Below are 12,538 nucleotides of genomic sequence, written 5' to 3' on the forward strand. Positions count from 1 at the left end.
ACGAATAAATAGATTAAGATTATTCACTTGTTTTTGTTTTAAGAGGGTTTTAAAAAGACGAATGTTCGTTCTTTTCATAGTGAATCAGTTATTCATTTATTACAAGGTTTACTCTTGTTTCTGAAAAGACACATGTTTGTAGCGTAAAATCAAGCTTTCTTTTTTGAAAATATTAAGAAAAAGCTGCTTTTTTCAATAAAAAAAGAATAAAATTAATAGAAGGGGGCTATTTTTTATGTTAGTAGATTCAAATTTACCTGTAGATCGTGACCGATTGAAGAATCGTTTAATTCGATTAGTGAAAGAAGATGAAGAAATATTAGGTTGTTTCTTTAGTGGGTCTATAGGCACAAAAACTGAGGATAATTATTCTGATATTGATGCCAGAATCATTGTAAAAGATAATATTAATTTAAAAAGAAAACAAGTTGAGATTATTCGAGCTATTGGAAAATACTTATTTATTGAAAAACTTGAAGAAAAAAGTTCTATTATTCATTATGATACATTTATAAAGTTAGATTTATTTGTTTACACTGTTGAGGACTTAACACCAAGTATTTGGATGAAAAACATTGCCATTGTAAAAGACTTTGGCTTATTAGAAGATTTATCTAAAAAATCTCAAAGTTTAAGTTATTCAATTACTCAAAAAGAATTCGACGAGCTAATTAATAATTATTATGCGGATTACTTTGAATTATATCGTTGCTGGAAAAGAGAAGAATATAATTATTTAGAACAGTTAATTTTATCTATGAAGCATTGTTTAGTTTCTATGTGGTATGTTTCAAAAGGTTTTGCTCCTAATCCTGCTATGGATTGGGCTAAATATGAAGGTCGAAAAACAAAATTAACTCACTTAGAAGCGAATTTTATTTTGTCCTACACACCTTTTGAATTAGAACAATTAGAAGAATTCACTAAAAAAATGGAAATTTTAGTATTTGAAGCAGCTGAAAAGATATCAACGTATAACCGATTATCTTTTTCTCAAGAAACCTTTAAAAAAGTACATCGACGAATTTCTTTCAAAGTAGAATTACCTGAGGAAAATAAAGAGTAAGTAAACTATGGTATAAGTTTAAAACTTATACTATAGTTTTTTATTATGCTCAATACTTATTATTAGTAATTAAACTAAATAAATAGTACAATTCAACTAATAAAAAGTAAGAGAGGTTTTAATGATGGAAAACAATCAAACAATCCAATTAGGAGCAGTTACATTAAATGTAAATAACTTAGAGATACAAGGGAGATTTTATGAGGAAGTAATTGGGCTGCATATAATAGAAGAAAGTAGTCAAAAAATTTCTTTAGGTATAAAAGAAACAGGGGAAATATTATTGAATTTACTGCCTTTAGAACCAAAAAAAAATAGATTAAGAGAGACAGGTTTATACCACGTTGCCTTTTTATTACCAACACGTGGGGCTTTAGGTGGCATATTGAGACATCTATTAGAAATTAAAGCACCATTAGGTGGGGCGGCAGATCACGGTTACAGTGAGGCTTTATACTTAAATGACCCAGAAGGAAATGGAATTGAAATTTACTGGGATAAACCAAGAGATGTTTGGAATGTTCAACCAAACGGCAAAATACCTGGAATTACTATTGAAATGGATGCTCAAGGAGTACTTGATGCTTCAGTTGGGAGTTTATCTAAAATGCCAGAGGGAACAAAAGTAGGTCATGTCCATTTAACAGGTGTCGATTTTGAAAAAAATGTTTCTTTCTATCAAGATATACTTGGCTTTTCTTTAACTGATGATTTAGGCGGACATGCAAGATTCTTTGGAATGGATGGCTATCATCATCAAATCGGTGTGAATAACTGGTTAGGAGAAGGAATTCCCACAAGAGAAGAAAACTCTTTAGGAATTAATCAATATGAAATTATTTGGGAAAGTGCTTTAGACTTTATAGAAATGAAAGAAAAATTAGCGCAAAAAAACTATCCAATTGAATTAAAGAGTGACAACGTATTCAAAATAGTTGATCCAAATGGTATCATAGTATATATGGAATTAAAAAAATAAGAACATAAGCGCCAACTTATGTTCTCGTCATGTTACTTATTTAAGGCTTCTTGAGCAAGAAGGTTTAGGTAATTCCATGGACGGTCGAAGTGAGGCTGGAAGAAGAAATCACTGATAGCTAAATCTTCGACTGTCATTTTATTTTGAATAGCTAATGATAACGTATTTGCGGATTGAGTGATGTCATATTTAGACATTAACTGTGCTCCTAAGATACGTTTTGTTTGTTTTTCAAAGACTAATTGCATCATAACGTTCTCAGTTGTTGGCATAAATTCTGGGCGGTAGTTATCTTCTAGATAAACAAAATCAGCATCAATGCCACTGTTTAGTGCATTTTCAATAGTCATTCCTGTTGAACCAATTTTCCAACCGAATAAGTAAAGGCCAGAAGTTCCTTGTGTTCCGCGGTAAGCTAGAGTATCTTCTTTAATATTAGCGCCAACTAATAACCCTTGTCTAACAGCATTTGTAGCAAGTGTAATATAGCTTACAGAATCAGTTGGGTTGTAGTGAACAACAGCACTGTCACCAGCAGCAAAAATATCAGGATTACTTGTTTTCATGTATTTATCAACAATAATCGCACCATTTGGTAACATATCAACTTTGTCTTTTAATAATTCTGTAGACGGTCTAAAACCAACACACATAATAACCATATCTGCATCAAATGAAGAACTTGGTGTGTGGACTGTTTTAACTTTACCATTTTCATCCGCGTCAAATGATTGAACATTTTCCCCTAAGGCAATGGTTACACCACGTTCTCTTAAATCTTCTTCTAATTTATCAGTGAAAGACTTATCTAAATATTTATTTAAAATACGATCTAAGCCATCAATTAAAGTAACTTCTTTACCAGATTCTACAAAGGCTTCAACTAATTCAATCCCAATATAACCACCACCGACAACAACTATTTTTTTAGCTGTTTCAGCTTTTGCGATGATTTCATTAGCTTGATTGAAGTTTTTACATAGTAAAATGTTCTCTGCTTTTATACCAGTAATAGGAGGGACAATTGGCCAAGAACCTGTTGTCATAACAAGTTTGTCATAACTACTTGTTTCAACTTCGCCTGTATTTAAATTAGTTGCTGTTACTTGTTTATTTTCAGTGTCAATGGATGTCACATTATGCTCCATTTTAAGCACTGCACCTAGTGAGGCAAGCTCGGCAGGATTTGAGTAGAACAGGTCGTTGGCATTTTTTACAACGCCACCAACATATAAAGCAATACCACAAGATAGGAAAGAGACATTGTTGTTTCTTTCGTATACAAGTACTTCAGCATCTGGTTGATGCTTTAAAATATTTTTTACAGCTGCTGTTCCAGCGTGGGTACAGCCAATAACGATAACTTTCATATGAAGTTACTCCTTTATAATTATTTGTATCACAAAGGTTTAGTTTCGTAATACTTCTTGAATATATCAGATAAAAAATGAGTTTTCTAAAGTTATGCTTGTGATAAAAATTTAAAAAAGGAGTAATAAAAAATAAAAATAAGTTTATTTGTGAAAATAATAATCAATGTTTTCTAAGGGTTGGTGCGTTAGTGAACAAACTTTTTAACTTGTTTTTTATGTGAAAAGAAAAAATGATTAAAAATATTTTTTTAAAGAGAGGTATTTAGAATAAAAAGTCAAAATAAAGAGATGAATAATACAATATAAGATATAATGATTAAGTAAAATAAGCAGATTGAAAACAGTTGAAGGTGGTTGTTTGGTATGAAGTATTTGATTAGTAATTTTAAGAAAACATGGGAGTTTATGAGTGAGTCTAAAGGTTTTTATTTAGATGTTTTATTAATGCATGGATTTATTATGTTTTTCTTTACTCCTTTTTTAGTAAGTGTAACTCAGTTTATTTTAAGACAAGGTGGTATTCCTTACATTTCTTATGATAATTTAGGAGTGATTATGTCCCAGCATCCATTTGTCTTCTTAGGATTAATAGGAATGTCACTTCTATTAGTAGTTTCTGTCTTTTTTGAATTTACTTTCCTATTACTAAGTGTTTATTTTATTAAAATTAGGAAGAAAATATCCTTAAAACAGTTGCTAAAAGGAACATTTTTACAGCTTAAGAAAATCAGTATAGGAGCTCTTTTATTTTTCTTATTTTATTTCTTTTTAGTACTACCTTTAAGTGGTATTAAATTTAACTCTGAATTATTAGCGAAGTTTCAAATTCCAGTCTTTATTTTAGATGTGATTTTTGAAAACCGTGTCTTGTTTATAGCTCTATTTATTTTGTTTTATATTATATTGATTTACTTAGCGGTTCGCTTTATTTTTACTTTACCAGAAATGATTTTAAAAGACCGTTCTTTCAAAGAATCTGTTAAATTTTCTTGGGAAGAAACAAAAGGTAACTTTTTAAAAGTCTTAATTCAGTTTGTCATTGTGATGGGTTCTTTTATTTTAATTTCGGGATTAGTTACATCTTTAATGATATACATCCAACATTTAATTGAAGCTAATATGGCTAAATATGCTCTAGGTTCGGCCATTGTATTAATGACAGGTATTCAAGTAGTTTGGTTGTTAAGTTTAGTATTTTCACTTGTGGGGATTTTCTTTGTCACGATAGATTACTTAGGAACAAACAACTTTTTACCAGAAACTTTATCTTGGTATAAAGTAAAAACTCAAAAAGAACAAGCTAGTTGGATGAAATTTTCAAAAGGTTTAGGTATGGTTCTTTTAGTCATTGGTTTAACAGTTGTTGTTGGAACAGCTAATGCAGAGTTTTTAAGTAATCCAGCCTCAGTTGAACCAATCAGAGTGTCACATCGAGGAGTTGATAATGGTAATGGCGCTCAAAATTCAATAGATGCCTTAGTTAAAACAAGTAAGACAACACATCCAGATTATGTTGAAATGGACATTCAAGAAACGAAAGGCCAAAAATTTGTGGTTTTCCATGACTTTAATATGAAAGCATTAACTGGAACAAGTGTGAAACCAAATCAATTAACTTTAGAAGAAGCAACAAAACTTACAGTTAAAGATAATGGTAAGGAAGAACCAGTTGCTTCATTTGATGATTATTTAGCAAAAGCTAATGAAATTGACCAAAAATTAATGATAGAAATCAAGCCAACTAAAGATGATACACCAGAAATGATTGATAATTTTATTGAGATGCATGGTGATAATATTTTAGAAAAAGGTCATGTCATTCAGTCTTTATCTTTTGATATTGTTAAGGAGTTAAAGAAAAAAGCACCAGAGATGGTAGTAGGTTATATTATGCCATTTAGTGTTGTTGGACCGCCAGAAGGAGAGATGGACTTCTTTACCTTAGAGTACACAACTTTAAATGCTAACTTTATAAAATCAGCCAATGCTCAAGGAAAAGCTGTTTATGCTTGGACACCTAATGATGAAGAAACCATGTCACGTATGATGTTCTACGGCATTGATGGGATGATTACAGATCAAATGGAATTATTAAATGAAACAATTACTGATACAAGTAAAGAAGATATTACTTACTCTGATAAATTACTTTACTTTGTTATTGGAATTGGTTAATAAACAAAAATAATAAACTGGAAAATAAGGATAAAAACTTATTTTTCAGTTTTTTTAGTAGTTATATGCTATCTTTGTATGTTTAAACTGTGTATAAAGTAAAGTTTAAAAAACACAAGTCGCTGTATTAGTTTAATTATTATCCAAGTGGTATAATCGTTGGCGTTGGAATTTTTTATAGAGAGCAAGGGAAAATACAAAATGAAGAAAAAAATGCTTATAGCAGTAGTTGTAGGAACATTAACAAGCGGTATTGTTTCACCAATAATTGGCTATGCTGCTACTAACGAATTTGTGACTAAAGAGAGCCAAACTGAAACTTTAGTAACTGAAGAAGAACAACTTTCAGAAGAAGAAACAGTTGACACATCTGAGGAAGAAACAACAATAAGTTCAGAAACAGAAGCGTCAACAGAAACAACTGAAAAAGAATCAACAACGACAACAGAATCTTCAGAAATAGAAGAAACAACAACTGAAACTAGTAATGAAACAACAGAAAGTTCGACAACAGAAGGAACAACTTCAAGTGAAGAACCTAAAAAAGAAGTGGTGACACCAAAAGAACCTGTTAAAGAAGTAGCACCGATTATTTCAGAAATAGAGCAACCAAATACTGAAGTTTCGACTTCAGAAATAACAGTAGTTAAAAACCAATCAACAGAAGAATTTATCGAAAGTATTGGGGACAAGGCTAGAGAAGTTGGTCAAGAATATAATTTGTATGCCTCTGTAATGATTGCTCAAGCAATTCTTGAAACAGGATCAGGAACAAGTAAATTAAGCCAAAGTCCAAACTATAATCTTTTTGGTATCAAAGGTTCTTACAAAGGACAATCAGCTAATTTTTATACAAATGAAGATAATGGAAAAGGTCAACTTTATACGATTCAAGCATCATTTAGAAAATACCCAAGTTATAAAGAATCTTTTGAAGATTATGCTGAACTTTTAACAAATGAAAAAGAAGGTAATGGTAGATTTTATAAAGGTGTTTTAAAAAATCAAGCCAAAGATTATAAAGAAGCAACTAAGTTTTTAACGGGTCGCTATGCTACTGATACTCAGTATGATCAAAAATTAAACAAATTAATTGAAACTTATGATTTAACTTTCTTTGATAAAAAGTTAGAAAAACAAGGTAGTATCCAAGCTGTTTACCACGATGTAAAAGAAAAAGACACAATCGATAACTTATTAACTGAATACAAGATTACTAAAGAAGAATTATTAGCTTGGAATAAAACTATTAAAGAAGCTGATTTACTGAAACAAAGTAAACTTGTTGTTGGACAAGAAAAAGTAACTAGTTACCCAATTAGAAACATTAAAACAAAACAAGAAAGTCGTTTTATTGTGCCATTAAAAGAAGGTTATGTTATCTCTAGCTCATTTGGTGATAGAGGGGCAGAACACCATAACGGAATTGATTTAGCTGTTCCTGAAAATACGTTAATTTATGCAAGTTCTAAAGGAAAAGTTACGGCTAAAGGATTTGACTCTTCTGCTGGTAATTATGTGATTTTAGAACATGAGAATGGCTTAAAAACAAGTTATTTCCATATGAACCGTGTAGTAGTTAGCTTAAATCAAACTGTAGAGATGGGTGAGATGATTGGTTTTGTTGGTTCAACAGGGAACTCAACAGGTGCTCATTTACACTTTGCTATTAATACAGAACTATGGTCAGGTTACATGAATCCAGCAAATTATTTAAATTTTAAATAGAAATCAAGTAGAAATGGATACTCCTAGTGTTCATTTCTTTCTTTTTTTGTTAAGATAGGAAAGACTAAAGAAAGAAAGTGGCGATAACATGAAAGTACATAATGCCGAAATCGTAATTAGTGCGGTTCAACCAGAACAATACCCGAATACAAAATTACCAGAGATTGCCTTAGCAGGCCGTTCAAATGTTGGTAAATCTTCATTTATAAATACGCTTATTAACCGTAAAGGCTTAGCAAGAACATCTGGTAAACCAGGAAAAACTCAAACACTTAACTTCTATTTAATTGAGGAAGCTCTTCATTTTGTAGATGTTCCAGGCTATGGTTATGCTAAAGTTTCTAAAACAGAACGTGCTAAATGGGGTAAGATGATTGAAACTTATATTACTGAAAGAGAGCAATTAAAAGCAGTTGTTTCACTTGTAGATATGAGACATGATCCAACAGCTGATGATATTCAAATGTATGAATTTCTAAAATATTATAATATTCCAGTGATTGTTGTAGCAACAAAATGTGACAAAATTAAAAAAAATCAATGGAATAAACATGAATCAGCTATTAAGAAAAAATTGAATTTTGATCCTAGTGATGATTTTATTGTTTTCTCTTCTGAAACAAAAGAAGGCAAAGAAAAAGCTTGGGAAGCTATTGAAAAATATTTATAAAAAATAAAACAGACTCATGAAAGAGTATTTATCTTTTATGAGTTTTTTTGTTTAGAATTATTTTTTTGACAAAATACTTATATTATATTTAAGAAGGAGAATAGAAGAATAAGATAAATCTTTTTATTTTTTAAGAAAGACAAAGGATGTTAGATATGAGTATAAAAGAATACTTAATTCTGAATTGTTTAATTTTTATGTTTGGGAGTAGTTTGGGATCATTTTTTATTTTGGTTATTTCTAGAGTTGCTAATAAGCAGTCTATTGTATTACCTAAATCTCATTGTACTAGTTGTAAAAATAAGCTTAGTTGGTACGAGATGATTCCAGTTTTTTCGTGGATTTATTTACATGGAAAATGTCGAAAATGTAAAACACGAATCCCTATTAGTTATGTACTAATTGAGAGCTTTTCAGGACTTTTGATGCTTGTTTGTTATCATTTATTAGGATGACACAATCAAACAGTTGGAAAACCATCTAAAAAAAGTGATTCCATTTATTTGGAATCACTTTTTTCATTGTCTTTAAATGTGACAGTTGCATTTGTTATATCCACTTTAAATTGCGTGTTTTTGTTAATGGCTTTTTCGTTTTCTTTTTTATCTGGGTCAATAGCAAATTCTTCAAATAATTTTTCTAAACTATCTTTTTTCTTAAAGGTCATTCCCATAAGTAATCCCCCTTTATTTTTTACTATCATATCACAATTTTAGTTAATTAGGGTAGATATAGCTATTAGGTTTGCTGCGATAATTTTCAAAATCTGTGCTTTTTTCAAGACACCAATCGGCCAATGTTTTACCGATAATCGGTCCAGTTGTTAAGCCAGAGGAACCTAATCCGCTAGCCACTAATAAATTAGGTAAGGTACTAATTTCTCCAAAGAAGGGAGAAAAATCAGAGGTATAAGCACGAGTTCCGATTCTAGTGTGTTTTATATCGAAATTAGCTAAGTCTTTCATTATGTTTGTTCCTTGTTCTTTTAAGGTATTTAATACGTCTGGTTCTTTTTCTAAGTTAAAACCTGCTTCGTTTTGATGAGTTGCTCCAATTAAAATTTTTCCTTGATCAAATGGAATAATATCTGTTTCACCAACAGGCATAATAACAGGCCAGTTTGTTGTATCTAGATTAGTATCTAATTCAATTAATTGCCCCTTTTGAGGTCTAACATCAACATAAAAATTTAAAGGACGTAGCAACTCACCAATCCAAGCACCGCTTGCTAAAACTAATTGGTCAAAGGTATAAATGTTATTATTACTTGTTACTTGCCACTGATTATCAATGTAATTAATAGCAGTTACTTTATCTGAGATAATAGTATTTCCTAGAGATTTAACTTCATGTGTTAGAGCAGATACTAAAGCAGCTCCATCAATTTTAGCACCACCTGAAATATATAAAGCATCATCCTCAATGGAAATATTAGGAATGTATGTCTTAATTTCTGTTGGTGTTAAAGTAGCAATCTCACCAATTTCTGGTGCATCAATCTTTCGTTCAGTTGCTAATTTTTCAAGTTTTTCTAATAGTTTTGGATTTTTTTTATATAGTAAGGTTCCTGTTTGCTGATAAATAGGTGCTGTATCTGTTGTTTCACTTAAGTCTTTTATTAAGGTGTGGTAAAATTTAGCTCCTTCTTTTGCTAAAAAATACCATTCTTTATTTCTTCTTTGAGATAGCCAAGGGGAGATAATTCCAGCTGCTGCTGAAGTAGCTTGTCCAACGCCATCATCAAAAACAGTAATCTCTTGCCCTTCTTTTGCTAAGTAGTAAGCAGTAGTAGAACCAACGATACCAGCTCCAATAATACCAATTTTTTTTGTCATATTTATTGCCTCTTTCAAAATATAATTATTGTTCTTAGTATAACAAAAAACTAGTTAAGAACTAAAAAATTCTTAACTAGTTTTGATTTATTCAACTGGTTCTACGTGAACATCAATATCAAAAATATCAAAAGTTGCTTTTAATTCTTGTTCCATACAATCCACGATTTCATGACTTTCTCTAACAGTTAAGTCAGGATTCATTCTTACTGTAATATCAAGAAAAACATTAGCACCAAGAGTTCTAGCTCTTAAAACAGTTACTTCTTCAATGCCAGATGTTTTAAGGATTTCTTCTTTGTAAGCAACTAATTTTTCACGGTCAAAACCATCTGATAGTGAGAAAGTACTTTCTCTAAAAATATCAAAGGCAGTTTTTAAAATAATTAACGCAATAATTAAAGCAGTTAGTGTATCTAACCAAGCTAAGTTGAAAGTAGCAGTAAAGACGGCAATAGCAGCACCTAAACTTGTTAGCATATCGCTAAAATTATCTTTAGCGACAGCTTGGAGGGAACTACTATTATATTTTTCACCAAGCTTTTTATTGTATAAATAAACTAAAAACATCACAACAGCTGAGAAAATACCAACAGCTGCAGCAATTGGTTCAGGTTGTTGAATATTTCTATTAATAACGGATTTAATACCGCTAATTAAAACTTCAAAACCAACAGCAAACATAATCAATGAAGTTAGTAAGCTAGCTACATTTTCAGCTTTCCAGTGTCCGTATCTGTGTTCATTGTCAGCAGGCTTTCTTGAAACCATTAATCCAATTAGAATTGCAACAGAAGCAATCGTATCTGTAAAGTTGTTAAGTCCATCTGCGTAGAGGGCCTTTGAGTTAGCGTAACTTCCGACACCTAATTTTAAAAGAGCTAGGAAAACGTAGGCGATAATACTAACAATAGCTCCTTTTTCTGCTTGTTTTAATTCGGCACTTCTTTTTGACATGTATGGTTCGACTCCTTTTTTATGACTGAATGAAAGTATAACAGACCAAATAGGTTTTAGAAAAGGTGGAAAATAATAATTAAGCACTCCTAAAAATATCTACTAGGGGAAACAAAAAATAAGAAGAACACTAAGCTTGAGCTCCAGTATTCTTCTTAATATAGGTTTTAAATTTTTTCGTTAATAGAAACGCCATTAATATTGTTGACTGCTGATAAATTAATACGCTCATCATAAGCAGAGTCAGTCCCAACAATTGAGAAGTTTAGGTAAAGATCTTCTCCTTGATAAACTAGTTCAAAGAAATCGATATCTAGGTGAACACTTCTTTTTGTATTGTTATAAACAATAATTAGTATCCCTTTTTCAAGATAAAGAGATGTCTTTAAAATACTATTTGTAATCTCAACTAGAGATAATTTTTTTCTAGACATATACATCACTCCTTAAAATAAGTTTATCATAGCAATTAACAGAGGAAAAGTAAAAAATCTTATTTTTTAATAGATTTATTAAACAACTGAACCTATTTTTAATGTTATTAAAATTCTAGTTTTTCAATTTTGTCAAAGGCTTCTTTTAATACATCAATACTTTGTGTAGCGGCCAGTCTGATGTAGTTGTCTCCAGAATTTCCAAATGCTTTACCAGGAATTACTAAGACTTGTTGTTCTTGAAGTAACTTAGTTGCAAAATCCATGGAAGTTAAACCAGATGCTGAGATATTAATAAAAGCATACATACTTCCTTTAACAGGATGTAAACTTAAGAATGGAATCTCCTTAACACGTTTTTCAACATATTCTAAGCGTTCTTTAAAAACAGCAACAACTTCAGGCACTAATTCTTGGTAGTTATTTAGAGCATAAATACCAGCTCGCTGAGAGGGGGTTGGTGCTGAGAAAGTAATGTCCTCGTTTAATAATTTGCAGGTAGCATTAATATAATCTGGTGCAATCATGTAGCCAATTCTCCAGCCAGTCATAGCAAAAGCTTTAGAAAAACTACTAAAAGTAATCGTATGATTTGGAGCAAAAGTTGCCATAGGTGTGAAGCCTTCATAGAAACTAAAGGCCTCATAAACTTCATCTGATAAAATAAAGAAATCGTGCTCAATAGCTAAATCAGCAATCTCTTTAAATGTTTCTTTAGAGAAAACAGCACCAGTTGGGTTATTTGGTGAATTAATAATAATCGCTTTTGTTTTAGATGTAATTGCCGCTTTCAAGATATCAATATTGATTTGGAACTCATCCTCCTCAAAAGTTGGGATGATAACAGGTGTTCCACCTGCTTCAATGACTTGAGTTCTGTAAGGCGAGAAGAAGGGCTCGTGAATGATAACTTCGTCCTCTTTATTAAGTAGAACTTGTAATGTTAAATACATCCCTTGTAGTGCTCCTACAGTGGCGCGAACTTGATTTTTTTCAAAGTTTAAATCATATTGTTTTTGATAAAAATTAATCACGCTTTCAATAAAATCAGCACTACCATCTGATGCTGTATAATGAGTATGTCCATTTTTAACATCTTCAAACGCAGCTTGGCTAATGGCTAAATTAGTAACTAAATCTGGGTCACCAATTGATAAATTTAAAAGGTTATCCATTTGGCTAGCCATAGTTGTAAAATCCATTAAAATATTTTCTTCAGGGTGTTGATAAAAGGTTTTTAAGTATCTTGAATCCATCGTAATCCTCCTATTATGTCAAAATAAAAAAGGCAGCTTTTTATAGTTGCCTTTTTATTTATGTG

The 12,538-nt window shown here is 31.0% G+C and carries 12 protein-coding genes; 6 read left to right on the forward strand and 6 right to left on the reverse strand.

Annotated elements, in window-relative coordinates; all coding sequences use genetic code 11:
* Positions 1-235 precede the first annotated feature (235 nt).
* Both DFR54_RS10715 and DFR54_RS10720 read left to right on the forward strand, forming a co-directional pair.
* On the forward strand, positions 236-1,066 hold the full coding sequence (locus DFR54_RS10715) for a nucleotidyltransferase domain-containing protein (RefSeq protein ID WP_114290223.1): 831 nt from the start codon (positions 236-238) through the stop codon (positions 1,064-1,066).
* Between the two features lie 124 nt (positions 1,067-1,190).
* Positions 1,191-2,045: a VOC family protein gene (locus DFR54_RS10720; protein ID WP_170126958.1), complete on the forward strand. Its 855-nt coding sequence runs from the start codon at positions 1,191-1,193 to the stop codon at positions 2,043-2,045.
* A 32-nt stretch (positions 2,046-2,077) separates the two neighbouring features.
* Here DFR54_RS10720 and DFR54_RS10725 read toward each other — a convergent pair whose 3' ends face one another.
* Complete coding sequence (locus DFR54_RS10725) at positions 2,078-3,415, reverse strand: FAD-dependent oxidoreductase (RefSeq protein ID WP_114290225.1); 1,338 nt, start codon at positions 3,413-3,415, stop codon at positions 2,078-2,080.
* A gap of 366 nt (positions 3,416-3,781) precedes the next feature.
* Here DFR54_RS10725 and DFR54_RS10730 point away from each other — a divergent pair, with 366 nt between their 5' ends.
* From DFR54_RS10730 to DFR54_RS13545, 4 genes are all read left to right on the forward strand, one after another.
* Positions 3,782-5,593: a glycerophosphoryl diester phosphodiesterase membrane domain-containing protein gene (locus DFR54_RS10730; RefSeq protein ID WP_114290226.1), complete on the forward strand. Its 1,812-nt coding sequence runs from the start codon at positions 3,782-3,784 to the stop codon at positions 5,591-5,593.
* Between the two features lie 201 nt (positions 5,594-5,794).
* The gene (locus tag DFR54_RS13245; protein ID WP_126809088.1) at positions 5,795-7,321 is read left to right on the forward strand and encodes a glucosaminidase domain-containing protein; all 1,527 of its coding nucleotides are present in this window, start codon (positions 5,795-5,797) and stop codon (positions 7,319-7,321) included.
* A gap of 88 nt (positions 7,322-7,409) precedes the next feature.
* Positions 7,410-7,991 carry a ribosome biogenesis GTP-binding protein YihA/YsxC gene (gene yihA, locus DFR54_RS10740; protein ID WP_114290227.1) on the forward strand — a complete coding sequence of 194 codons (582 nt, stop codon included), beginning with the start codon at positions 7,410-7,412 and terminating at the stop codon, positions 7,989-7,991.
* Positions 7,992-8,188: 197 nt separating this feature from the next.
* Positions 8,189-8,446 carry a prepilin peptidase gene (locus DFR54_RS13545; RefSeq protein WP_227259503.1) on the forward strand — a complete coding sequence of 86 codons (258 nt, stop codon included), beginning with the start codon at positions 8,189-8,191 and terminating at the stop codon, positions 8,444-8,446.
* Between the two features lie 44 nt (positions 8,447-8,490).
* Here the strand turns inward: DFR54_RS13545 and DFR54_RS13250 are convergent, their stop codons facing one another.
* The 5 genes from DFR54_RS13250 to DFR54_RS10765 all read right to left on the reverse strand — a co-directional run bounded on the left by DFR54_RS13250 (position 8,491) and on the right by DFR54_RS10765 (position 12,473).
* Positions 8,491-8,664, reverse strand: coding sequence for an SPJ_0845 family protein (locus tag DFR54_RS13250; protein WP_167800259.1), 174 nt, complete (start codon positions 8,662-8,664; stop codon positions 8,491-8,493).
* A gap of 43 nt (positions 8,665-8,707) precedes the next feature.
* Positions 8,708-9,826: an NAD(P)/FAD-dependent oxidoreductase gene (locus tag DFR54_RS10750; RefSeq protein ID WP_114290229.1), complete on the reverse strand. Its 1,119-nt coding sequence runs from the start codon at positions 9,824-9,826 to the stop codon at positions 8,708-8,710.
* An 87-nt stretch (positions 9,827-9,913) separates the two neighbouring features.
* Positions 9,914-10,783: a cation diffusion facilitator family transporter gene (locus tag DFR54_RS10755; protein WP_114290230.1), complete on the reverse strand. Its 870-nt coding sequence runs from the start codon at positions 10,781-10,783 to the stop codon at positions 9,914-9,916.
* 167 nt (positions 10,784-10,950) lie between these two features.
* The gene (locus DFR54_RS10760; protein ID WP_114290231.1) at positions 10,951-11,217 is read right to left on the reverse strand and encodes a hypothetical protein; all 267 of its coding nucleotides are present in this window, start codon (positions 11,215-11,217) and stop codon (positions 10,951-10,953) included.
* A 107-nt stretch (positions 11,218-11,324) separates the two neighbouring features.
* Positions 11,325-12,473 carry a pyridoxal phosphate-dependent aminotransferase gene (locus DFR54_RS10765; RefSeq protein ID WP_114290232.1) on the reverse strand — a complete coding sequence of 383 codons (1,149 nt, stop codon included), beginning with the start codon at positions 12,471-12,473 and terminating at the stop codon, positions 11,325-11,327.
* Between the last annotated feature and the right edge of the window lie 65 nt (positions 12,474-12,538).

The organism is Vagococcus fluvialis (assembly GCF_003337315.1).
In the GTDB taxonomy this organism is placed as follows: Bacteria; Bacillota; Bacilli; order Lactobacillales; family Vagococcaceae; genus Vagococcus; species Vagococcus fluvialis.